Raw genomic sequence first — 23,754 nt, 5'->3', positions numbered from 1 at the left:
GTGTGGAGGGGCGGGGCTGAGCCAGGTGGTCGTCAGCCGTCGCGGGAGGCGCTCAGTTCGGCCTTGACCGCGCGGACGATCTCGCCAGCGTGGTCGCTGGCGACGCTGTATCCGTCGTCGCGTACGACCTGTTCCAGGGAGTCGCGGGACAGGCGGCCGTGCTCGTCGTGGAGACGGTGGGCGTAGTCACGGAGGATCTTGTCTGAGGCGCGGGGTTTGCGGCCCGGCCGCTTCGACTTCGGCGTACCGGGCCTGCCCGGTGGGGTACGCGAGCCGCTGCCCGTGGGCGGCGGAGCCGCCTCTTGCGGGCGGGCTGCGGGTTCCGGGCCGGAGCGGGCGGTGCGATTCGGGCGGGCGGATTGCGGGCGGGCGCCCGGGTGGGGTTCCTCGTCGCCCGGATCTGATGGGTGCGGGCGGGGCCGGTCTTCTGCCCGCCCGTTGCCCTCTGCCCGCTCGTCGGCGTTCGCCCGGGAGCGGCCGGGCGGTGCTGCGGGCTGCCCGACGGGCGTGGTCCAGCGCCCGGGCAGGTCGATGGTGGCCAGGGCGGCTGCTTGGCGGCGGGTGGCGAGCTGGCGTAGCAGCTGCTCGTTGCGGCGCGGGTCGGCGTCGATGCCGGAGCGGGCGAGGGCCTTGGACAGGCGGCGCACGGTTCGTCGGCCTGCCCGTTTGGTGCGCTGTTCGGGGGGCATCTCGGCGAGGCGGGCGGCCAGGGCGACGGCCCGCTGCGTGGCCCGGTCCCGGATGATCTCGGCGGCGCCCTGGTCCTGCTCGACGATCCCCAGGCGGGCGAGCAGCCGCTCGCGGGCCTGCCGTGTGAGGACGGCGGCGAGCCCGCGGGAGGCGGCGTCGGGGGTCCGCTGTCGCAGCTCGATGCCCATGGCTAGGTGCCACAGCACGGCGGCCATCACGGGGCCTGTGAAGGCGCGCACGGTGCCGCCGACCGGGCCGGACTCGGCGTAGGCGGGGATGGTCTGCATGGCGGTGATCACCCAGACCAGGACTCCGGGCAGGCCGGCCGCTTGCCTCGGCCCGTGCAGGTTCTGGCGGGCCATCAGCGCCATCGAGAACAGGGCGAGTTCGGCGGCGGCGAACATCGCGGTGCGCTCGGCGGTGTTGCGCATGCCGAGGTAGTGGGCGGCGAACCGCCAGCTCGTGTCGGCGCTGTAAGCGGTGCACACCAGCGCTGCCACGGTCGCTGTGAGGACTGCGGCCGAGAGACGCCGCTTCCGGTCGTGGGTGCGGCGTTGGCCGCCCGACCGTCGGGACCACAGGCCGGCAAGCAGGCCGCCGGCGACGACGGCCGAGGCGGCTACGGCCAGGAGCGGACTATCGGTGTACGGGAGTGAAGCGATGGCGAGCGTGTCGGTCGTGGCAGGGGGCATGTACGGGGCTACTCCGAGGGAGGTGAGGCGGCGATCACGGCGTTCACGGAGAGGGGCGTACACGCGGGCCCCCTTCTAAAGGGGGCCCCGCGCGTGATCGCCTGGGCGCGTGTACGGCGTGGACGCTCGCGTGATCGCTCTACCTGTGGTTTTGCGGTGAGCGTGTGCGCTGTGAGCGGGTTACGGCGGTGTACGGGCGCAGGGGCCGCGTGTACGGTCGCGTGAACGCTCCGCGGGGGTCGGTGCGAGGTTCAGCCGACGGCGGTGAGGTGGCGGGCGGAGGCGTAGTAGCGGGCCTGCTGGCCGCCTCCGACCCCTCCGGCGATGCCCTCTGCCTTGGTGGCCAGGCCGCTGTCGACGAGGCGGCTGAGGTGGCGTCGCGCCTTCTCGATGTCGGCACGTTCGGGGTCACCCCCGCCGATGAGGACGGTCGCCAGGTCGCGTGCGGTCAGCCCGTTGGGGGCGTTGCGCAGCAGGACAGCGGGGTCCTTGGTGGGGTCGACGGTGGTGGTGCCGCGCACGTGGTCGTGCGTGACGTCCAGGGGACCGACTTCACCGGTAGGGGTCTTGAGGTGGTGCAGGGTGACCGCGGGGTCCCCTGCCCGGCCGGTGACGAACAGGACGCTGCCCGCGCCGGAGGTGAACCAGGTGGAGCCGTAGACCTGGTCCAGGCTGGGGCGCTGGCCGCGCGGCGCGTCGGCGGTGGCCTTGCGCTGGTGGTGCAGCTCCAGGATCTCCACGCCGTTGCGAATGGCACGCATGCGGGCGTTGTGGAAGGCCACCGCGAGGCTGTCATCGACCATCGTGCTGACCGCGTCCTTGAGGCTGTCGATCACGATGGTGTCGGCCTGGTGGGCGGCGGCGAGGTCGGCGAGGAGGTCGGGCTCCTTGTCGAGTGTGGCGGGCAGGGGACCTTCCCAGACCACGAGCCGCTCGCGCAGGATCTTCTCGTCGGTGGGGAAGACGCGGCGGGCCATGGCCTTGGCGATCTGCTTGGGCCGGTCCATCGCCAGGTAGAGCACGCGCCTGCTGGGGGCGACGGGCATCTCCAGGACGGTCTCCTGCAAGCCGATGCGGGCGAAGATCACCTGGTGGGCCAGGGTCGTCTTGCCGACGCCCGGAGCGCCGACGATCATCAGGCTCTCGCCAGGGGCCCAGAGGCTCTTCTCGCGGGTGCCCCACAGGGGCTCGGCGTCCGCGCCGCTCTCTTTGACGAACGACCATCCGTCGGTGGCGAAGCGGGACAGCCGCCCCTGCCCCGAGGCGAGCGCGCGCTCGCGTTCGGCGCGAATCCGCTTCGGCCTCGCTGCGTATCGCCTCGGGATCCGCGCCGGGCTCCTGGGCCCGTTGGAGGGTGCGTACGGCGGAGGTCACCAGGCGGCGCAGGTCGGCCTTCTCGCGGACGATCTCCGCGTGGTGCGCCGCGCTGCCGGTGCCGTAGGGCGCGTTGGCGAGCTGGAACACGTAGGCCGCGCCGCCGACCCGCTGCAGGTCACCTTGCTGCTGGAGCAGTTCGGTGAGGACGATCGGGTCGGTCGGCCTGTCCTCGCGGTGCTGGGCGAGGAGGGCGCGCCAGATCGTTTCGTGCGCGGGCCGGTAGAACGCGTCGTCACCGAGGATGGGCCTGACCGCGTCAATGACGTCGGCTTGGTGCATGCAGGCGCCGAGGATCGCGCACTCGGCGTCCACGTTGAAGGGAGGCTCCATCGGCGTGGAGTCCTCGCCGAAGCGGGATGGCGTCTGGGGCGGCAGGGTCGTACCCTGAGGCATAGAGCTCCTCACCCGGCAGGCCATTACGGGGCGGCAACCCCGGCCGGTGCCGGTTTCGATCGTTCAGGGATGGATGGTTGTGCGGTGGAGCCTCTACTTCGGCCCCGGTGTTCGTAGCACCGGGGCCGCTTGCGTGTGCGGAGTCGTCCACCGCTGTACGGCGGACTATGACCATAGCCGAGATTTTCGGCAACGCAACGCCTTGCATTTCACTCCGCAATGATGTTTAGTTGTGGACGCTGGCCCCAGTGGACCCGGTTGTCGTGTGAAGGGAGGTGCGCATGAGCGGTGAGGAAGGTGCGGAGCGCGCCGGCCCCGGTCGTCCTCTACCGGAGGAACACGTCGCCGCACGCATCAAGCTGGAGCGCGAGGTCCGCGGTTGGAGCACGGTGAAGCTCGCCGAGGAGATGGCCGCTGCCGGCCATCCGATCAACCAGTCGGCGATCTGGCGCATCGAGAGCGGCAAGCCGCGCCGCAGGGTCAACCTCGACGAGGCGCTCGGCTTCTGCAAGGTCTTCGACATCACCATGCAGGACCTGACCGGACCGCCAGGAGAGCTGGCCACACCCCGCATCCGCCAGCTTGCCCATGAGTACGTCCAGATGACGCGGGAGTACCGCCAACTGCGAGCGGCGATCGACCGGAATCAGATGGACCTGCACGAGATCGACATGGAACTCAACGCCTACGGGGACAAGGGACCCGAGCAGAGAGGACAGGTCGACGAACTCCTCCGGCTCGAAGAACGGGCGCTGCAGAGGAGCATGCACCCGTCCCGAGCACACCTGCGAAACCAGGAGCAGCCACCTGCCGGTGAGTAGCCGGCGGTTGCCTTCTCCCGGCGCTACGAACGCCGAGAAACCTCATGCGTGGCGACCTCCGTCGCCGACGATCACCATCCATCCATCCCTGAACGACGCCACCGGCCAGGCCGACGGGAGTTGCCGCTCCCGCGACGCCGTGATGCCGGCGGGAGGAGTACCCCTTGTCGCAGTCCGCCCTGCCCGTTTCCCAGATAGCCCAGCTCCTGGACGTCCCCGAGGGCGCCTTGCGCAGCCTGATGGCCGAGCGGCGATCCTCCGGCGACACGACCCTGGTCGCCCTCACCGTCGCCGAGGCCGCCCGCCGGATCGGCATCGGTCGCACCAAGCTGTACGAGTACGTCTCCTCCGGCGAGATCGCCTCCGTCAAGATCGGAAGCTTGCGCCGCATCCCAGCAGAGGCGGTGAACGACTTCCTCGCCCGCCGTCTGTCGGCGACCGACTTCGGGGCCGCCGCGTGACTCGAGCCTCCGCACCGAAGTCCCGCCAGCCCAACGGTGCCTCGACCATCTACCTCGGCAAAGACGGCCGCTGGCACGGCCGCGTCACCGTCGGCGTCAAGGACGACGGCACCCCGGACCGCCGCCACGTCAGCCGCAAGACCCGACCCGAGGTCACCAAGGTCGTCCGCGAGCTGGAGCGCCAGCGCGACAAAGGCGCCATCCGCAAGGCCGGCCAGACCTGGACCGTGAAAACGTGGCTTACCCACTGGGTCGAGAACATCGCCGCCGCGCACGTCTCGGAGAACACCATTGACGGCTACCGCGTCGCGGTGAACCACCACCTCATCCCCGGCCTCGGCGCCCACCGCCTGGAGAAGCTCGAACCCGAGCACCTGGAGCGCTTCTACAAGAGGATGCAGGAAAACGGCAGCGCCGCTGGCACCGCCCACCAGGCCCACCGCACGATCCGCACCGCTCTCAACGAGGCCGTGCGCCGCCAGCACCTCACCTCGAACCCGGCGTCTATCGCCAAGGCCCCCAAGGTTGAAGAGGAGGAGGTCGAGCCGTACACGGTCGAGGAGGTTCAGCACCTGCTTGCCGAGGCCGCCAAGCACCGAAACACCGCCCGCTGGGTCATCGCGCTCGCCCTCGGCCTGCGCCAGGGTGAAGTCCTTGGCATGCAGTGGGAGGACGTCGACTTCGAGCTGGGCGTCATCCGCGTACGCCGTGGCCGGCTGCGGCCCCGCTACAAGCACGGCTGCGGCGACCGCTGCGGACGCAAGCCCGGCTTCTGCCCCCAGAAGATCAACACCCGGCGCGAGACGAAGAACGCCAAGTCCCGCGCCGGCCAACGGCCTATCGGGGCCCCCGACGAACTCCTCCAGCTCCTACGCCAACACAAGGAGGATCAGGCACGCGAGCGAGCCCGGGCCCGGGACCTGTGGACGGAGAAGGGGTACGTGTTCACCTCGCCCACCGGCGAGCCCCTGAACCCGAACACGGACTACCACAAGTGGAAGGAGCTGCTGAAGGCGGCCGGCGTCCGCGATGCCCGCCTTCACGACGCCCGCCACACCGCGGCGACCGTCCTGCTTATTCTCGGCGTCTCCGACGCGGTCGTCGATTCCATCATGGGCTGGGAGCCGGGCAAGTCCGCCCGGATGCGCCGCCGTTACCAGCATCTGACCAGCCGTGTCCTCAAGGACACCGCCGCCAAGGTCGGCGGCCTCCTGTGGGGTACGGACCAGAGCGAGGGAAGCGTTGCGCCGGAGGCCGGCCAGAGTCCCGTCCCCGCCGAACTGGTGGTACACGTCGCTCACCTTGGCGAACGGCGCGTCCCCTTCCTCCACCGAGAGCACGCCGACGAGGTCGTCGCGCGGTGGAGCGAGGACTGGCCCGACCACACCGCCGAGGTCGAGGAATGGGACCGCTGGCGCTGGGAACACCAGGGTCCCGGCGGCGCGAGCGCCATCCGCGACCGTGTGCCGAAGAGGGCCGTGGTCTTCCACGCCCGAGCCCTGTTCCTCCCCGGCGGGGAGCGCGCGGCGACCGCCGTCCCGGAGCAGTGGTCGGTGTCGGCCTGGGAGTTCGAGAGCGACCGCTACACCGACCGCGCCTCAGCCTGGCGCACGGCCCGTCGCCCCGGCACGGGCCAGGAGGTCGAGGCCCAGGTGCGAGGTACGGACAAGGCTGCCGTGGAGGTGGCCTTCGCCGAGGCTTGTGCACAGGCTGTGGACCGTGCCCAGAACCCGGGGAAGTACGGCGACACCGACGAGTGGTAGCCGGACGGTGAGCGGACGAGCCCTGACCAGTCTTGGACAGGGCTCGTTTGCCTCAGCTGTCACGCCGATGACGACAGCTTCACGTTCAGGTCTGCTGCCAGGCTCTCCAGTTCGGCCAGAGCTCCGCGCAGGTCCGCGGAGAGCGCGAGCGTCAACTCGGTTAGAGACTTGGCCTCCGCCGCATCCGACTCGATCAGGCCGATATCGAGGTTGACGTCCTTCGTGGTAACGAGTTCGGCGCCGTCGAACACCTGGAGGCGCCCCTCGGACTCACGGCGGGCGATGGCGGTGTCAAGAGCACACTCTCCGACGCCGAACGCACGCTTCTCGAAGTCCTCGAGGTGCCCCGGAAGCAGCGGGTTTTGCTTCAGAGTGAAGCGGTTACCAGTGCGCAGGTCGTACACCCACAGCTGCTTGGTGTGCGGGGGCTCATCGTCGCTGCGGCGGGGCGGGGCGGCATCGAAGAATAGGACGTTGGCCTTCACTCCGCCCGCGTAGAAGATGCCGGCGGGCAGGCGCAGCATGGTGTGGAGGTTGTAGCGCTTGAGTAGTTCGCGGCGGATGCTCGCCCCTCGGCCGCCTTCGAAGAGGACGTTGTCCGGGAGGATCACTGCAGCCCGTCCATTGTCGGTCAGCAGATTCGCGATGTGTTGGACGAAGTTGAACTGCTTGTTGGTAGTCGTCTCCCAGAAGTCCTTGCGGTGGTACGACATGTCCTCGCGGCTGACCGAGCCGTCGATGTTGGTGATCACAATCGAGGACTTCTTGCCGAAGGGCGGGTTGGCAAGGACCATCGAGGCGCGCTTGGCGGGAGGCTTGGCGAGTGCGTCCTCCACGTGGATGAGGGGCTTGCCGTCTGGGCGGCCGATCTTGTGGAGAAGCAGGTTCATCGCCGCGAGGCGAGCCGTCGCTGGGACGAGTTCAGTGCCCCAGATGGCGCCTTCGTCGAAACGGGCGGATTCCTCCGTGGACATGTCATCGCCGTACTCTTGCACGATGTAGTCGTGCGCTGCGAGCAGAAAGCCCCCGGTTCCGCAGGCCGGGTCCGTGATCGTGTCCTCTGGAGCGGGTCGCATGCACCGCACGATGGACTCGATGAGGACTCGGGGCGTGAAGTACTGCCCGGCGCCGGCCTTGGTGTCTTCGGCGGAGCGGGCGATCAACGCCTCGTAGGCGTCGCCCTTGATGTCCTTGCTGGCGCTGAACCAGTCTTCCTTGTCGATCAGGTCCACGATGAGGCGGCGGAGGTTAGCCGGGTTCTGCAGGCGGTTGCGGGCCCGGCGGAAGATCAGGCCCAGGGTGGTGTTCTGGCCCTCGTCCTGCTTGCCAAGGTCGGCGAGCAGCTGGGTGTACTCCTCCTCCAGCGCGCTGCCCGTGAGGTCCAGCAGCTCCGGCCACCCTCGACCGCGCCACTCCTCGGTATCGGGCAGGACGTGGCGCCGCTTGTCTTCGGAGAGGGGCTTGCCAGCTTCCTCCATCTCGGAGGCCATCTTGAGGAACACCAAGAAGCTGAGCTGCTCCAGGTACTCAAGGCTTGAGACGCCGTCGTCGCGCAGTACGTTGCAGTAGTTCCAGAGCCGGTCGACGAGACGGCGAGCTTCCAGCTTCACGCGGTGAACTCCAGGGGGAGGGTGTCCTGTTCGCCCTCGGGGAGGAGGGTGTCGGAAGTGGGGGCAGGCGGTGGTGGCGTGTCCGCGGGGGCAGGCGCCTTGGACCCGACGTGCCGCTTCCGTTTGGCTTGGGCGGCCGCCCTTCGTGCAGCCTTCCGCTCAACTTCGGCGGCCTCACGCTCGGCGCGAATGCGCTTGAGGAGGTCCTCTGCGGACTCGTTGTCCGGGTCCTGAGGAAGGAGGCGGCCAGAAAGGGCTTCGGAGAGGAGGGTTCGGCGGAGGGCGGCGGCGTTTCCGAGGCCCTTCTCGCAGGCGCTTACAAGGCGATCGAAGCGCGCTAGGACTCGCTCACCCAGTTCAACGAAGCCCGCTTGCTCCGCTTCGTCCGGCGGAGGCACCGGGACCGGGAGCATCTTGACCTTGGAGATGCTGATTGAAGCGAGGTTGACGCTCTGCTTGCCGTTGTCCTCGAACCAGGAGCGTGCGGCTGAATTCACGTACCAGCCAAGGAGCTTGGGATGCGTGGCCTGATCCAGAATCCGGGCGCGGAAGAGGTGGTTCTGGTGGATGCAGTCCTCGATCTCGTCCGCCCAGATCCAGCCGCGTCCGAGTTTGTCTCGGTCGCCGCCCTCGGTCATCAGCAGATCCCCGTCACGGAGACGGAGTTTCGCGAGCGTCTTTGGCGGAACGCGGATCTTGGACACCTGCGAGAGATCCAGGCGAGCACGCTGGGCGTTGGCCACGCGCAGGTATGGCACCTCGGGAAGGGCTGGGTCGTGTTGGTTCTTGGAGTCCTTGGAGACTCCGCCGACAACATCGGCGATGTCTTGGAGCCGGGTCCAGCGCCAACCTGAGGCAAGCAGAGGCAGCGTGCCGTCTTTCACCCCTGGGGCGCCGGCGATGGGAAGGTGTTGCGAGTCGGCATCCCAGGCCAGGACACCCGTCGCTGCGGCGGTCATGGCGAAGTTGCGGAGATGATTCAGACGCCGCTGGGCAGCCATGAGGCGCGACTCGATCTTGTCCAAATGCGAGAGTCGTGCGTCCAGGGCGTCGGCGATGCGGTGCTGCTCGGCCGTCGGAGGCAGAGCGAACTCAACTTCCTGAACGGCTGCCTGGCTGACCTTGTGGATGCCGGTGCCTGTTCTGGCCGACTTCTCGACTTGCCGACGGATGGCCGGGGAACTCCAGAGGTGCGCCAGGAATCGCGGGTCCACGTGGTCTGGGCTGGTGCGGATGCGGATCATTGTGTCTGGGAACGCGACAGGTTCTGTCACTGACGTGACCAGGGCGCCCCGGCCCACCAGGCTGAGCGATCCGTTTCCCCTGCTTACGAGGAAATCGCCCGGTTGGATCAGGTAGGGCGCAGCCTCCTCAGCCGTCCAGTCGCCCAGCTTGTGCTCGCTGCAGTCGACGCCGTCGCGCTTGAGCGCAGTGAGCCTGAGGACCGGGAAACCGTCGTCGTCCGACCGCACTGAGCGGCCATTGGTCGTGGGTTCGCTCAGAATGTCCGCGAGCTTGACCCAGGCCCACCCCTCCGGCAGCCCCGCGCTCTCCGTGCCCCCTGGTGCCTCCAGGCCCCCTTCACTGCTCTCCACGCTCACGCACCCAGTTCCCGATCCAATTCGTCAATTAGTTCATCGGGTGTTCGCGGGCCTCCCTCGAACACCTCCCTGAACCTGCTCCAGCCGCCCTCTGCCCGGCACAGCGCATGCTGGTCCAGCGCTTCCAGCGATACGGTCGCCGACGTGGCAACCACGCCGACAATGCGCCGCAGCCACTCTTGCTGCTCCTCTGTGAATGTTGCCCCCGCCGTCTCCTGACGCGCGAGCCACTCCTGGAGGCGGAGGTCCACGGTATCCCGATATGGCCGGAACTCGTTCCCATCGAGTCCCAGCTCGAACCGCAGCACCGACAGCAGCTCAGGCAGACCTGCGCCCCTGCGCCGTCGTGCGCGGGCGATGCCGAAGTCGACGTATGCCTTCCACAGCTGTTGGTCGGTCCAGCGCTGCTGCGGTGGGCTGACCAGGCTCAGGACCTCCTCGATTCGCGTTCGTACCTCGCTCAGTGGCCGGCGCTGCTCGAAGGCGATCCGGAGGTCGGTGAACCGTTCCCGCTGATCCTCCATGTACGCGCGCCAGTCCTTGATCGTTCGCTCGGCGCGCATGACGTCCGTCACGCCCTCGGCGATCACGCCGCCGTCCTGACTTAGGTGGTCGATCTTGATCCAGCGGCGGGCCCTGGCAGCCTCCAGCAGGGCTTCGCGCAGCGCCTCGCGTTCCACGAAGGGACGCAGCGCCTCGGTCACCACAGCGTCGCCCGAGCTGTTGGCCGACTCCTCATGGCTCTCACCCTGCCCGAGTGCGATTTCATCGTCCGCCACCGTTGCTCGCACCCGCCGCCCTGCCAGGCGGTCCGGGTCGGTCGCCAGGACCAGCTCGGTCACCAGCTCGGTCAGCTTCCGCCCGCCTGTGCTGCCCTCGATCCGGGTGAGCTGGTCGTCGTCTAGGCGCTGCCCGAGGCGGCTCAGGCGGCCAGCCAGGGTAGCGACATCGTCGACCGACAGCGGACGTCCGTCCGCGCATGCTTTGAGGAGTCGCTCCAGACTGGGAATTTCGGGCTGCCCATCCCGGACCAAGGGCCGCGCGTCGACCATGGAGTGCTCGGTCACGCCGACCGTGTCGACAATAACGAAGCGATCCTTGCGGATAGCATCCTCCGTGACCTTCTTCAGGTCCTCCGGCTTGATGGTCCGAGCGCCTCTGCCCTTCATCTGCTCGAAGTACGACCACGTCCGGACGTCCCGCATGAAGACCAGGCACTCCAGGGCGGGGATGTCGGTACCAGTGGCGATCATGTCCACAGTGACAGCGATTCGAGTCTCGTGCTTGTTGCGGAAGTCACGGATAGCCTTGCCCGGCTGCTCTGCCGCACTGGTGATCTTCTTGCAGAATCCATCTCCTTCCCCCCAGGCTCGGAGAACCTCTCGCACGATCGAGTCGGCGTGCTTGTCGGTTGCTGCGAAGATCAACGTCTTGGGGACGTGTTTCCGCTCGTGGATCACTTCACCGGTCTCCGGGTCGACATCCGGCGGGAAGATCTCGGTGAACATCTGGTCTTTGAAAGTCTGGATGATCGTGCGGATCTGGCTGGCGGATTCCACCCGCGCGTTGAGCTCGGCGGGCGTGTACTCGTCGTCCTCGTCCTCCTGGCGCCAGTGTTGCTCACGCGTCACGCGGTTCACATGAGCCAGGACGGTGTTCACCTGCTCGATCGTGCCGTCGGGTGCGACTGTCTCCGTCACGGCCGGGATCGTCGAGCCATCACGCGTGATCCGGGTCGAGATGCGGTAGACGTCGTAGTCGACGTTGACCTCATCGGCGACGGCCTCATCGAACGTGTACTGGCTTACCAGGTTGTCGTGGAAGAAGGCGAACGTCGGCCCGATCGGGGTCGCGGTCAGGCCCACGATGTGCGCGTCGAAATACTCCAGAACAGGTTGCCAGCGCCCATAGATGGAGCGATGACACTCGTCGATGACGATGAAGTCGAAGTAGTCGGGTGGGAGGTCGGCCGAGTAATGGACCTTGGGAAGTTCGGCTCCGAGCCCTGCGGTGCCACCCGCCTCGAACTTCTTCTCGTCCTCGCTGCCAGGCTCGGGCGGTGCCTGGCCTGACAGCTTGCACCAAAGCCGCTGGATCGTGGTGATCACGATCTTGTCAGAGCCGACCAGCCCCGACTTGCCGCCCGAGAGGTGCTTGAGCGGGAATTCCGCGTGCAGCGGCTTCTTCGAGTCTGCCGGAAGAAAGTCGCGGTACTCCAGGAAAGCCTGGTGGCCCAGGTTGTTGCGGTCAACGAGGAACAGCACCCGGTGAGCCTGAGCGTGCTTGAGTAGCCGGTGGCTCGCCTGAACGACGGTGTACGTCTTACCGGCGCCTGTCGCCATCTGGATAAGGGCGCGAGGGCGGTCCGCGGCGAAGGAGCGTTCCAGGCCCTCGACGGCGCGGCGCTGAGCGTTGTACAGCTGCCGCTGTGGGTCGAGGAGGATGGCGGGTAGCCGCCTCAGCCGGGCCCGCAGGGTCGGCGCCTCGGGATCGCGTATGGCTTCACGCTTCCAGCGGGCGATGGTGACCGGGCGGGCCGGCGCGAATACGTAGCGGCTGCGCGCTCCGCCCTGCGGGGCTCCGGGAGCAGGTGTCCCGTCAAGGCATTCGGCGTCGAGGGAATTACGGAAGCGCCAGACGGAGCCATTGGTTCCATAGCGGAAGGCCAAGGGGCGTCCCTGCCAGGCTCGCTTGGGGTGCTGTTCAGTGAGCGGCGCGGCGAGTCGATCAGCTTCGGTGACCAGGTCATGGGGATCAGCTGTGTCCGCCCCCGCCACGACGAGGCCGCTGAGGTCGCGATTGACGTAAAGGAGATAGACACGGAGATCAGGGGTGTCCGGGTGATCAGCGCGGACCGCCGTTGCGTCCGGTTTGAGGTCACGTTCGTGCGGGGCGCACACCCGCCATCCGGCTTCGCGCAGAGCCCTCTCGGCTCTGTCGCTCGCCTGCGTACCAGCAGCGCTCACGGCCCCTCCCCGTACTTCGTTGCTCCGTGCTTCCGACGTGTCACGACTCGCCAGCCCCACTCATTACATCAGCCCGCGTACGCGCGTACGGTGCGTGCGCGGGCTCGCGGACGCCGACCGCCAGGATCCGGCCACGGACCGGCACAGGGCACTGTCAGCGCGCGTCCGTACAGTGGGCGGTAGATTGCGGCGGGCCCGCGGCCCGGTGGATCAGGGAAGGTCAGGGAAGGTCAGGGAAGGTCAGGGAAAGGGTAGTCCGGTGTATGTGACGAGGCTCCGGCTCGACGGCGTGCGTGGGTTCCACGGCGCTCGCGCCTGCGACCTCGACTTCACCCGCCCAGACGGGACCTTCGCTGGATGGACGGTCCTCGCAGGGCGGAACGGTTCGGGGAAGACAACCCTGCTGAGAACGATCGCCCTGGCGCTGGCGGGGCCAGAGCGAGCCAGCCGACTGGATGACGAGATCGAGGATCATCTCTCGTTCGGGCAGACCCGTGGCTCCGCGGAGCTGACCCTCCGTACCGAGGCGGAGGCCGACCTCGGGGCTCCTCCTTCCTCCAGTCGATTGATGGTCGCGGTCCTGTGGAAACCCGACCGGGAGCCGCTTGCCCCCGACGATCAGCCCCCGACCCGGGCGAGTTTCGCCGTTCGCGAGGGCACCAAGACTGCCCGCTTGCTGTGGTCGCCCTCGCCTCCGGCAGGCTGGTTTCACGCGGGGTATGGGCCCTTCCGGCGGCTGACTGGCACGGGCCTGTATGAACGCAACGCGCAGAACCTAGACCGTGCCGCGGCCCTACGCACTCTCTTCGAGGAACAGTCGGCACTTACAGAGTCGGTCGATTGGCTCGTATCTGTGCGTCTTCGCCAACTGGAAGGCGAAGCTGGGGCTGGCCAACTGCTCGATTCGGTGCTCGCACTCCTCAACGACGAGCTGCTGCCAGGGGACTTCCGCGTCGAGGAGGTCACCTCGCGCGGGTTGTGGCTGCGGCGCGTTGACGGTGAGGGCCCGCTCACCGCACTGCGGCGCATGAGCGATGGCCTGCGGACCGTCACCGCGCTTGTCCTAGATGTTGCACGGCAGATGCACGCTGCCTACGGGACCTTGGAGCTCCGCCGGGAAGGCGGCCGGCCGTATCTGCCTCACCCAGGGGTCGTCCTCATCGACGAGGTTGACGCGCACCTCCATGTGTCCTGGCAGCAGCGCATTGGCGAGTGGTTCAAGGCTCACTTCCCCGCCGTGCAGTTCATCGTCAGCACACACAGCCCGTACATCTGCCAGGCTGCCGATCCAGGTGGGCTGATCAGGCTTCCTGGCCCGGAGGAGCAAGTTCCGCCAGAGGTAGTGGACGAGAAGATCTACGGCCGGGTCGTCTACGGCACGGGGGATGACGCGGTTCTGTCGGACTTCTTTGGGTTGGAGTCGCCGTTCTCCCGCCGTGCGGAGGCGATGCGGGAGGAATTGGCCGACCTCGAGTACGACGTTGCGACGGGGCGGGCCGACTCCACGGCGATGCAGAGGTTCCGCGAACTGCGCAGGGAGTTGGCAAGCTCGCAGTCCACACGCCTGGACGAGCTCGATCTGGGGGCAAGGAGACGGGGGGCCGGCAGTACGTGATCAAACTCGTACGGCAGCGCCTGTCGTCCGAACTGGAATCCTCCCTCGTGAGGCTGACCCAGGAACTCGCGGGCACTCCGATAGCCGAACGTATCGAGCACGCCGACCGGATGTGGGACCGGAGAACCGTACGCCGGGACGTCTATCGGCCGGTGAAGGACGAGCTTGAGACCATGGCCCCGGGCCTGGACTGTTGCATGTACTGCGGCAACCACATGGCCGACACGGTCGACCACTTCGTTCCCAAGTCTCGGTGTGCGCTCCGGACGTTCTACTGGCCGAACCTTCTGCTCGCCTGCTCCACCTGTAACTCTCGGTTCAAGAGAGATCAGCACAGGAGCGATGGGCTTGTCGGCTCCCTCCTTGTAGATCCGACGCGCGACGACCCCGTGGAGCATCTCGATCTACAGCTGGAGAGTGGCCTCTACCGCGCGGTCGAAGGCTCGAAGAAAGGCCAGTGGACGATCGACGTGTGCGGGCTCAATGAGGGGAAGCGCCCAAGGGCCCGGGAAGGTGCCTGGCGGAGCCTGGGTGGCGACCTCAAGGAGTGGGCACGTGCGCGGGACGAGGGCCGACCGGACGATATGCGTTTCCACGTCTGGCGCATGCGAGACCAGCCCTTCGCCGATGTCTGCTACGCGGCGTTGCACAAGGCCGTCTCCGAAAACGCCGACGCCATCTTCGTGGATACGGACCCTCAGGTCCTCGCCCTGCTGAGAGACGAGGAGCTGCGTGCGCTCCTCCTTCTGTGAGGGAGCGCACATGGGTGGTGACGGGTGGTGGCGTCTCTGTTCCTCAGTGTGTGCCCCATGAGCCATGCCGCACCGAGCGGGCACAGGGCCGGCCCCCAGACCAGGGGCGAACGGCAACTGAGACCAAAACTGAGACCACGCACGTCGAAGGGCCCCACCGCGAACGGTGGGGCCCTTCGACAACGTGCCCGGTGAGGCACTGGCGGAGGATACGAGATTCGAACTCGTGAGGGGTTGCCCCCAACACGCTTTCCAAGCGTGCGCCCTAGGCCACTAGGCGAATCCTCCGCCGCAAACAATACAAGACGCTGAGGGGTGCTCGCGAACGTGATCCAGACCGGCTTCCCGGGGTGGGGGTCGGGGGACCGGACGGCCCTCGGGATCGGGTACCCTGGGCGCAGCCCCTCACGTGGCGCTATCTGACTGAACTCCCCCAGGGCCGGAAGGCAGCAAGGGTAGGTCGGCTCTGGCGGGTGCGTGGGGGGCGCTTGCGTTCCCGGGTTGTCGGTGGGCGCCTATAACCTCGTAGATGTGTCGTCTCTCGCGCTGTACCGCCGCTATCGCCCCGAGTCGTTCGCCGAGGTCATCGGGCAGGAGCATGTCACCGACCCCCTGCAGCAGGCCCTGCGGAACAACCGGGTCAATCACGCGTACCTGTTCAGCGGGCCGCGTGGCTGTGGGAAGACGACCAGCGCACGCATCCTCGCCCGCTGTCTGAACTGCGAGCAGGGGCCCACGCCCACCCCCTGTGGGGAGTGCCAGTCCTGCCGCGACCTGGCGCGCAACGGGCCGGGTTCCATCGACGTCATCGAGATCGACGCGGCTTCGCACGGTGGCGTGGACGATGCCCGTGACCTGCGGGAAAAGGCGTTCTTCGGCCCGGCGTCCAGCCGCTACAAGATCTACATCATCGACGAGGCGCACATGGTCACCTCGGCGGGCTTCAACGCCCTGCTGAAGGTGGTCGAGGAGCCGCCCGAGCACCTGAAGTTCATCTTCGCCACGACCGAGCCCGAGAAGGTCATCGGGACCATCCGCTCCCGGACCCACCACTACCCCTTCCGGCTCGTCCCGCCGGGCACCCTGCGGGACTACCTCGGTGAGGTCTGCGGTCGCGAGGGCATCCCGGTCGAGGACGGGGTGCTGCCCCTCGTCGTGCGCGCCGGTGCCGGATCCGTGCGTGACTCGATGTCCGTCATGGACCAGTTGCTGGCCGCCGCCGCCGAAGACGGTGTGACATACGCCATGGCGACGTCACTGCTCGGCTACACCGACGGCTCCCTGCTCGACTCCGTCGTCGACTCCTTCGCCTCGGGCGACGGCGCGGCGGCCTTCGAAGTGGTGGACCGGGTCATCGAGGGCGGCAACGACCCCCGCCGCTTCGTCTCCGACCTCCTGGAACGGCTGCGCGACCTGGTGATCCTGGCCGCCGTGCCCGACGCCGCGGAGAAGGGGCTCATCGACGCTCCGGCCGATGTCGTCGAGCGCATGCAGGCCCAGGCGTCCGTGTTCGGTGCGGCCGAACTGAGCAGGGCCGCCGACCTCGTCAACAGCGGACTGACCGAGATGCGCGGTGCCACCTCACCGCGACTGCAGCTGGAGCTGATCTGCGCGCGGGTGCTGCTGCCCGCCGCCTATGACGACGAGCGGTCGCTGCAGGCCCGGGTCGACCGCCTGGAGCGCGGGGCCGCCGCCGCGCCCGGGCCCGTCTTCTCGGCCACACCGGCCGCGCCGCCCCTGGGCTACGTGCCCGGCCCCGACGCGCACACGCCGATGGCCCCGCCGCCTCCGGCCGCGCGGACGCACGCCCCCGGCCCCCGGACGGTCGAGCCGGACCAGGCCCCCGCGCCCCAGGTTCCGGCTCCGCCCCAGGCCCCCGCCCGTCCGGCAACGCCGCCCGCCGAGGCCCCGCGGCCCGGCGCCTGGCCCGGCGCGGCCGCCCCCGGTGCCTGGCCGGGGGCCTCCGCCTCCGCGCAGGCTCCCGCGCACGCCCCGGCACAGGGTTCGCCCCCGCCGCAGCCCGCCCCCGCCGCCCAGGCGGCCCCCGCCGCGCCCATGGCCGGTCAGGGCGCGGCGCAGGTCCGGAACATGTGGCCGGCGATCCTCGAAGCCGTGAAGAACCGCCGCCGTTTCACCTGGATCCTGCTCAGCCAGAACGCACAGGTCGCCGGCTTCGACGGCACCACCCTGCAGCTCGGGTTCCTGAACGCCGGCGCCCGTGACAACTTCGCGAGCAGCGGCAGCGAGGACGTGCTGCGGCAGGCCCTGGCCGAGCAGTTCAACGTCCAGTGGAAGATCGAGGCGATCATCGATCCCTCCGGCGGTGCCACGCCGCCGCCCGCCGCGACCGGTTTCGGCGGCGGCCGGCCGGCCTCCTCGCCGCCTCCCGCGCCGTCCTTCGAGCAGGCGGCCCCCCCGTCGGCCGCCCCGCCCGTGCGCCAGGCGCCCGCTCCGGCCGCGCCGCCCCCGGTCCGGGAGCAGCCCCCGGGCGCGCCGCCGGCCTCGCCCGCGCGCCCGGTGCCGCCGCCCGTCGCGCCTGAGGACGACGTGCCGGAGGAGGACGATCCCGACCTGGTCGACTCCGCGCTCTCCGGCCACGACCTGATCGTGCGCGAGCTCGGAGCCACCGTTGTGGAGGAATACACGAACGAGTAGGGGCGTCTCGCTCGGTGGCCCGCACAAGGGGCATCCCGTCCCGCGGGCTACCCTGGCTGGCGTGAAGGTCCTCGTCATCGGCGGCGGCGCCCGCGAACACGCCCTGTGCCGCTCTCTCTCCCTCGATCCCGACGTCACCGCTCTGCACTGCGCGCCCGGCAACGCCGGAATCGCGGAGGTGGCCGAGCTGCACCCCGTCGACCAGCTGGACGGCGGCGCGGTCACGCGACTCGCCGTCGACCTCCAGGCGGACCTCGTCGTCGTCGGTCCGGAGGCACCGCTCGTCGCCGGTGTCGCCGACGCCGTCCGCGCGGCCGGAGTCCCCTGCTTCGGCCCGTCCCGTGAGGCGGCGCGACTGGAGGGCTCCAAGGCGTTCGCCAAGGACGTCATGGCGGGCGCGAACGTGCCCACCGCCCGCTCCTACCTCTGCACCACCCCCGCCGAGATCGACGAGGCGCTCGACGCCTTCGGGGCCCCCTACGTCGTCAAGGACGACGGTCTCGCCGCCGGCAAGGGCGTCGTGGTGACGTCCGAACTCGCCGAGGCCCGCGCCCACGCGCTCGCCTGCGGCCGGGTCGTCATCGAGGAGTACCTGGACGGCCCCGAGGTCTCCCTTTTCGCGATCACCGACGGTGTGACCGTCCTGCCGCTGACTCCCGCGCAGGACTTCAAGCGCGCGCTGGACGGCGACGAGGGCCCGAACACCGGCGGTATGGGCGCGTACTCGCCGCTGCCCTGGGCCGACCCCAAGCTGGTCGACGAGGTCCTGGCCACCGTCCTGCAGCCGACGGTCGACGAGCTCCGCCGCCGCGGCACGCCGTTCCAGGGACTGCTCTACGCGGGTCTGGCGATCACCGGACGCGGGGTGCGGGTCATCGAGTTCAACGCCCGCTTCGGCGACCCCGAGACCCAGGTGGTGCTGGCCCGGCTCAAGACCCCGCTGGCCGGCGTCCTGCTGAACGCGGCCAACGGCACCCTCGACGACGAGCCGCCGCTCAACTGGCGTGACGACGCGGCCGTCACGGTGGTCGTCGCCTCGCACGACTACCCCGCCACCCCGCGCACGGGCGACCCGATCGAGGGCCTCGGCGAGGTCGCGGAGCAGGACGCCCCGCACGCCTACGTGCTGCACGCCGGCACCCGACGGGACGGCGAAGCGATCGTGAGCGCCGGCGGACGCGTCCTGTCGGTCACGGCGACCGGCGCCGATCTGAAGGAGGCCCGGGAGCGCGCCTACACGGCCGTCGGCCGCATCCGCCTGGACGGCTCGCAGCACCGCACGGACATCGCGCGCAAGGCCGCGGGGGAGTGAACCCCTCGGCCGCCTGACGCCATCACCTTTACCCAAAGCCATTCCATCGAGTGACGCTGGGCCATCCGGATGACGCCTGTCGACGCCCCAACTAGGGTGCGGCGCAGGCGTTCCGGCACTTGGCCCACCGGCATTGCGATGTCCGTGCCGGGTGCCACAGTGGGGGAGTGAGCAACACCGCCACAGGCAGTCCCGACCAGGGCAGGGGGTGAGGTACGGCGTGTCCGGTACCGGTTCCGTCGTCGGCGAGGAGATGGGAGCGCGCGCCGCGCGCACCAGGGCCCTCGCCGTACTCCGCGTCCGCGGCAGGGCACTGGGCGCCGCGCTGCTTCCCGCCGCCGCGGCCGTGATCCTGTACGCGGGAGGTGTCACCGGCCATTTCACGGGCCCCGGCTGGGGCGCCGCCCGCTGGGTGACGACCGTGCTCGCGCTGGTCGTCCTGGTCGTCGCGGCGGCCGTGGCACTGGTCGTCGCCCGTTCCCGGCCCGCCGTCACGCCGACGGTGGAACTCGCGGAGAGCGCCGCCCCCGATCTCTACCGGATGGTCCGGGACCTGGCCGACCGGCTCGGGGTGCCCGCGCCCTCCGCCATAGCCCTGACGCCGGACTGCGACAGCTGGCTCGAGGACCGCACGCATCCGGCGCACGGCCGGGGCCGGCGGCGCCCCCGGGGTTCCGCCCCCGCCCCCGCCCCCGTCCTCGTCGTCGGTTCGCCCTTCCTCTGGTGGATGCGCGTCGGGGAGCTGCGCGCCGTACTCGCCCCCGTCGTCGCCGGTACGGGGCCCGCGGCCCAGACCGACATAGCCGAGGCGCGCCGCTTCGTGCAGGGACTGGACGCGGCCGTCGCCGCGCCCCGCCGTCCCGGACTCGACCCCGTCAGCCGGCTCGGCGCCCGCGGTGTCGGCCGGATCGCCCGGGTGCTGCTGCGGAGCTGCCGCGGACACGCCCTGGAGATGGAGCGAGGGGTCGCCGCGGCGGGTTCCGAGCGCGCGCAGGCCGTGGACTACGGCGTCCGGATCGTCGCCCAGGAGCAGGTCGGCCTCGCCTACGCGGGCTGGGACCGGCTGCTCACCAGGGTCGCGCTGCCCGCCTGGCGGATGGGGCGCTGGCCCTCCCGGCTGGACGTCGGCGTGGTCTCCGCCCTGTCCGAACTCTCCCGCCGCGACCGGCTCGCCGACGGTTTCACCACCCGGCTCGGCGAGCGTCCGGCCTGCGATCTCCTCGAGCAGCCCGGTGCCGTCGACGAGGCCACGTCGCTACTGGCCGCCCGGCTCTTCCACGGCGGCCCCGCGGAGTCCGGCCCGGACTGGTCCCCGGTGGACTGGGACCAGTACCCGGAGGAGGTCGTCGACCGGAAGTGGCGTGCCGACGCCGCCCGTCTCCACCAGGTCCTGGACCAGCTGGGCGTCCGTCCCGCGGGCGACCTGGGTGCTCAGCGCGGCGGCGAACCGGGGCCCGCCGACGGCCCCACCCTGACCCGCGTGATGGCCCACCTGGCGCTGCCCGGCGACCCGGACACCGGTGCGGCCGACGGCGCCCTGCACGTCTCGTCCGACGATCACGAGCCTCTCCGCGACCGGGCCGACGGCATGCCCGACGGGGCCACCGCCCCCGCCGTTGCCGCCGTGTGCGAGGGAGGCGAGGGAGGCGAGGGGGACGAGGAGCCGCACCCCGCCGCCGACGCCCTCGCCGCCGCGCTGACCGCACAGCTCGCCCGCGAGGAGACGGCGATGCCCCCCGCCCATGTCCCCGGCCCGCCCGGAGGAGCCTGGGGCGACAACGGGGCGGACGGCGGCGAACCGCTGCCGCTCTTCCCGCTCCAGCCGCCCCGCACCGGACGTGACCTGCTCGCGGACCACGTGGCGGCGATGGTCTGCTGTGCCGCGGTCGACACCGCGGGCGCCGCACCCGGTCTCGACTGGCTCGACGGCCCCGCGCTGCTCGTCGGCGGCGAGCGGAACACGGACCTGACCGCTCGCGTCCTGGCTCTCGTCGAAGGCGGCGACCCGGAGCCGCTGCGTGCCTGGCTCACCGCGACCGGGGTCCGCCCGGAGAAGCCCGTCCGACTCGTCTGAGACCGGACTCCGCGACCGCGGCTCCGCAGCGGACGTTCCCGCTGCCGTCGGCCCCACCCCCGAGCGGGCGGCAGCGACCCGACGGCGCCGCCCCCGGCACCGGCTCCGCTCCCCGCGTACCCCCGCACCGGCTCCGCTTCCCACCCAGCCCGCACCGAGCGGTACCGGCCACCGGGACCTACGCCGGGCTCCCTCCCCTCCCCGGCCCCGTCCCGGCCGCCACCGCCCCCGCACCCCGCCGGCCATGCTCGCCGCCACCCCGGCCTTCCCTGCCCTCACGCGCCCTGACCGGCCTCCACTCCGCCCCCGCCCCCGGAAGCTTGTCTTCCACTCACGTCGATTAGCGACGAACGGTGACGGAGTGCGTGCGTTATGTGATGTGCTGGGGACCGGCACTGACAGAGGCCGAATGAGCCATACAACGACGGCCGGAATGGGCCGCCGACGAACCGGGGGAGTCGAGGGAGGGGCGCGGTATGGGGGCGGAGCACATCAGGCGGTGGGAATCGGGCGCACTCGCCCATGCCGTCACGGACCCCTTCGGTCAGGGCCCGCTGCCCTGGTTGCGCGGGTCGGAGAACTACTTCGACGACACCGGGCAGGTCGTCCCCTGGTACGCCGACGCCACCCTGGCCCGTGGTGCGGGTGGCGGTCCGCGGACCGCCGACGACGTCCGCCGCCAGGTCAAGGGGTTCGCCTCCGACGGAGCGGTGGCACCCGGCGAGGCGATCGACTTCCACATCACGGTGGACCCGCCGCAGCAGTTCTCGGTCGACATCTACCGCATCGGTCACTACGCGGGCGACGGCGCCGCCAAGATCACCACCAGTCCGCGTCTGTCGGGGATCGTCCAGCCGGCCCCGCTGACGGCGGACCGCACCGTCTCCTGCCATCACTGGTGGCAGTCCTGGCGCCTCCAGATCCCGGCCTACTGGTCGATCGGCGCGTATGTCGCCGTGCTCACCACGGCCGACGGCCACCGCTCCCACATCCCCTTCACGGTCCGGGACGATCACCCCGCCGATCTGCTCCTGATCCTGCCGGACGTGACCTGGCAGGCGTACAACCTCTACCCGGAGGACGGCCGGACCGGGGCCAGCCTCTACCACGCCTGGGACGAGCAGGGCCGGCTCCTCGGCGAGGAGGACGCCGCCGCGACGGTCTCCTTCGACAGGCCCTACGCCGGCGCCGGGCTGCCCTTGCACGTCGGCCACGCGTACGACTTCATCCGCTGGGCCGAACGCTACGGCTACGACCTCGCCTACGCCGAGACCCGCGACCTGCACGCGGGCCGGGTCGATCCCACCCGCTACCGCGGCCTGGTCTTCCCCGGCCATGACGAGTACTGGTCCGTCCCCATGCGCCGGACCGTCGAGCTGGCCAGCGAACAGGGCACCTCGCTCGTGTTCCTGTCCGCCAACACCATGTACTGGCAGGTGGAGCTGGGGCCCTCCCCGTCCGGGGTCCCCGACCGGCTGCTGACGTGCCGCAAGCGTCGAGGTCCGGGCAAGCCCGCGCTCTGGCGGGAGATCGACCGGCCCGAGCAGCAGCTCCTCGGCATCCAGTACGCGGGCAGGGTGCCCGAGCCGCACCCCCTGGTCGTCCGCAACGCGGACCACTGGCTCTGGGAGGCCACCGGCGCGGGCGACGGCGACGAGATCCCGGGGCTGGTCGCCGGGGAGGCCGACCGGTACTTCCCACGGACCGCGCTGCCCCAGCACGAGGGCCGCATCCTGCTCGCCCACTCGCCCTACCGGGACGGCGACGGCGCCCTGCGCCACCAGGAGACCTCGCTGTACCGGGCCCCGTCCGGCGCCTGGGTGTTCGCCTCCGGCACCTTCGCCTGGTCGCCGGCCCTGGACCGCCCGGGCCATGTCGACGCGCGGATCCAGCGCGCCACGGCGAATCTGCTGGACCGCATCTGTAAGAGGGACTGAGCGGGCCCGGCCACGGGCTCCGCGTCCGGGTGCGAGAGAATCGAACCGCTCCTGGATCAACCTACGCGGAGGAACCGTGTCCGGATTCGTAGAAAAGCCCGAACCTGTCCAGGTCCCGGGCCTGACCCACCTCCACACGGGCAAGGTGCGTGACCTCTACCGGAACGAGGCCGGCGACCTCGTCATGGTGGCCAGTGACCGCATGTCCGCGTACGACTGGGTACTGCCGACCGAGATCCCCGACAAGGGCCGGGTCCTCACCCGGCTCTCGCTGTGGTGGTTCGACCTGCTGCGGGACCTGGTACCCCATCACGTCCTGTCCACGGACGTCCCGGCCGGTGCCCCCGCCGACTGGGAGGGGCGCACCCTGGTCTGCAGGTCGCTGGAGATGGTCCCGGTGGAGTGCGTGGCCCGCGGGTACCTGACCGGTTCGGGCCTCCTCGAGTACGAGGACTCCCGCACGGTCTGCGGTCTCACCCTGCCCGAGGGGCTCAGCGACGGTTCCGAGCTGCCCGCGCCGATCTTCACGCCCGCCACGAAGGCCGCCGTCGGCGACCACGACGAGAACGTGTCGTATGAGGAGGTCGCCCGCCAGGTCGGCCCGGAGACCGCGGCGCTGCTGCGCCAGACGACGCTGGCCGTCTACGCGCGGGCCCGCGACGTGGCGCGCGAGCGCGGGATCATCCTCGCCGACACCAAGTTCGAGTTCGGCTTCGAGCACACCGCGGACGGGCGGCGTCTGGTCCTCGCCGACGAGGTCCTCACCCCGGACTCGTCCCGCTTCTGGCCGGCCGCGGCCTGGGAGCCGGGCCGCGCCCAGCCCTCGTACGACAAGCAGTTCGTCCGCGACTGGCTGACCTCGCCGGCCTCCGGCTGGGACCGCAGGAGCGAGCAGCCGCCGCCCGCGCTGCCGCAGGAGATCGTCGAGGCGACCCGTGCCAAGTACATCGAGGCGTACGAGCTGCTGACCGGCACGTCCTGGTCGTAGCCCGGACACGAAGAAGCCCCCGGTCCGAGAGGGCCGGGGGCTTCTTT

The 23,754-nt window shown here is 70.1% G+C and carries 14 protein-coding genes, 1 tRNA gene, 1 other RNA gene and 1 pseudogene; 11 read left to right on the top strand and 6 right to left on the bottom strand.

Going from position 1 to position 23,754, the window contains the following annotated elements:
* Nucleotides 1-32: 32 nt before the first annotated feature.
* Nucleotides 33-1,382, bottom strand: a complete 1,350-nt coding sequence (locus OG393_RS14445; RefSeq protein ID WP_327375061.1) for a hypothetical protein — start codon at nt 1,380-1,382, stop codon at nt 33-35.
* Between the two features lie 251 nt (nt 1,383-1,633).
* A pseudogene (locus tag OG393_RS14440) lies at nt 1,634-3,152 on the bottom strand (DnaB-like helicase N-terminal domain-containing protein).
* A 281-nt stretch (nt 3,153-3,433) separates the two neighbouring features.
* Between OG393_RS14440 and OG393_RS14435 the strand changes: the two are divergent.
* The 3 genes from OG393_RS14435 (at nt 3,434) to OG393_RS14425 (ending at nt 6,197) form a co-directional block, all read left to right on the top strand.
* Nucleotides 3,434-3,973 (top strand): helix-turn-helix transcriptional regulator, encoded by a 540-nt coding sequence (locus OG393_RS14435; RefSeq protein ID WP_327375060.1) that lies wholly within the window; start codon nt 3,434-3,436, stop codon nt 3,971-3,973.
* Nucleotides 3,974-4,137: 164 nt separating this feature from the next.
* The gene (locus OG393_RS14430; protein ID WP_327375059.1) at nt 4,138-4,434 is read left to right on the top strand and encodes a helix-turn-helix domain-containing protein; all 297 of its coding nucleotides are present in this window, start codon (nt 4,138-4,140) and stop codon (nt 4,432-4,434) included.
* The gene (locus tag OG393_RS14425; protein ID WP_327375058.1) at nt 4,431-6,197 is read left to right on the top strand and encodes a tyrosine-type recombinase/integrase; all 1,767 of its coding nucleotides are present in this window, start codon (nt 4,431-4,433) and stop codon (nt 6,195-6,197) included. The genes OG393_RS14430 and OG393_RS14425 overlap by 4 nt, the downstream gene beginning before the upstream one ends.
* Nucleotides 6,198-6,256: 59 nt before the next feature.
* On the opposite strand, the gene OG393_RS14420 is transcribed toward OG393_RS14425, so the two are convergent.
* From OG393_RS14420 to OG393_RS14410, 3 genes are read right to left on the bottom strand one after another with little or no spacing between them, the layout of a single operon-like run.
* Entirely contained in the window at nt 6,257-7,807 is a 1,551-nt protein-coding gene (locus tag OG393_RS14420) for a class I SAM-dependent DNA methyltransferase (protein WP_327375057.1), read from the bottom strand.
* Nucleotides 7,804-9,408, bottom strand: a complete 1,605-nt coding sequence (locus OG393_RS14415) for a restriction endonuclease subunit S (protein ID WP_327375056.1) — start codon at nt 9,406-9,408, stop codon at nt 7,804-7,806. Before OG393_RS14415 ends, OG393_RS14420 begins: the two co-directional genes overlap by 4 nt.
* The gene (locus tag OG393_RS14410) at nt 9,405-12,374 is read right to left on the bottom strand and encodes a DEAD/DEAH box helicase family protein (RefSeq protein WP_327375055.1); all 2,970 of its coding nucleotides are present in this window, start codon (nt 12,372-12,374) and stop codon (nt 9,405-9,407) included. Before OG393_RS14410 ends, OG393_RS14415 begins: the two co-directional genes overlap by 4 nt.
* A 259-nt stretch (nt 12,375-12,633) precedes the next feature.
* Here OG393_RS14410 and OG393_RS14405 point away from each other — a divergent pair, with 259 nt between their 5' ends.
* Both OG393_RS14405 and OG393_RS14400 read left to right on the top strand, forming a co-directional pair.
* A complete protein-coding gene (locus OG393_RS14405; RefSeq protein WP_327375054.1) occupies nt 12,634-13,989 on the top strand; it encodes an AAA family ATPase in 1,356 nt (451 codons plus the stop codon).
* Complete coding sequence (locus OG393_RS14400; RefSeq protein ID WP_327375053.1) at nt 13,986-14,741, top strand: HNH endonuclease; 756 nt, start codon at nt 13,986-13,988, stop codon at nt 14,739-14,741. Before OG393_RS14405 ends, OG393_RS14400 begins: the two co-directional genes overlap by 4 nt.
* A 200-nt stretch (nt 14,742-14,941) precedes the next feature.
* Here the strand turns inward: OG393_RS14400 and OG393_RS14395 are convergent.
* Nucleotides 14,942-15,029, bottom strand: a tRNA-Ser gene (locus OG393_RS14395).
* Nucleotides 15,030-15,137: 108 nt separating this feature from the next.
* Between OG393_RS14395 and ffs the strand changes: the two genes are divergently transcribed.
* The 6 genes from ffs (at nt 15,138) to OG393_RS14365 (ending at nt 23,707) form a co-directional block, all read left to right on the top strand.
* An RNA gene (ffs, locus tag OG393_RS14390) (signal recognition particle sRNA small type) lies at nt 15,138-15,236 on the top strand.
* Nucleotides 15,237-15,272: 36 nt separating this feature from the next.
* On the top strand, nt 15,273-17,396 hold the full coding sequence (locus OG393_RS14385) for a DNA polymerase III subunit gamma and tau (protein WP_327375052.1): 2,124 nt from the start codon (nt 15,273-15,275) through the stop codon (nt 17,394-17,396).
* A gap of 61 nt (nt 17,397-17,457) precedes the next feature.
* Nucleotides 17,458-18,708 (top strand): phosphoribosylamine--glycine ligase, encoded by a 1,251-nt coding sequence (gene purD, locus OG393_RS14380; protein WP_327375051.1) that lies wholly within the window; start codon nt 17,458-17,460, stop codon nt 18,706-18,708.
* A 253-nt stretch (nt 18,709-18,961) separates the two neighbouring features.
* Nucleotides 18,962-20,782: a hypothetical protein gene (locus tag OG393_RS14375; protein ID WP_327378426.1), complete on the top strand. Its 1,821-nt coding sequence runs from the start codon at nt 18,962-18,964 to the stop codon at nt 20,780-20,782.
* A 476-nt stretch (nt 20,783-21,258) separates the two neighbouring features.
* Nucleotides 21,259-22,719: a N,N-dimethylformamidase beta subunit family domain-containing protein gene (locus OG393_RS14370; protein WP_327375050.1), complete on the top strand. Its 1,461-nt coding sequence runs from the start codon at nt 21,259-21,261 to the stop codon at nt 22,717-22,719.
* A gap of 76 nt (nt 22,720-22,795) precedes the next feature.
* Nucleotides 22,796-23,707, top strand: a complete 912-nt coding sequence (locus tag OG393_RS14365) for a phosphoribosylaminoimidazolesuccinocarboxamide synthase (protein WP_327375049.1) — start codon at nt 22,796-22,798, stop codon at nt 23,705-23,707.
* The last annotated feature ends 47 nt before the right edge of the window (nt 23,708-23,754 follow it).

The organism is Streptomyces sp. NBC_01216, from assembly GCF_035994945.1.
GTDB lineage: Bacteria > Actinomycetota > Actinomycetes > Streptomycetales > Streptomycetaceae > Streptomyces.
Note: the sequence above shows the minus strand (reverse complement) of the source record. Positions and strands in the feature narration are given on the sequence as shown.

Bases quoted from the DNA above. Each gene is read 5' to 3' on its own strand.
- OG393_RS14445 (WP_327375061.1), bottom strand. From the start codon at position 1,382: ATGCCCCCTGCCACGACCGACACGCTCGCCATCGCTTCACTCCCGTAC.
- OG393_RS14435 (WP_327375060.1), top strand. From the start codon at position 3,434: ATGAGCGGTGAGGAAGGTGCGGAGCGCGCCGGCCCCGGTCGTCCTCTA.
- OG393_RS14375 (WP_327378426.1), top strand. From the start codon at position 18,962: ATGGGAGCGCGCGCCGCGCGCACCAGGGCCCTCGCCGTACTCCGCGTC.
- OG393_RS14370 (WP_327375050.1), top strand. From the start codon at position 21,259: ATGGGGGCGGAGCACATCAGGCGGTGGGAATCGGGCGCACTCGCCCAT.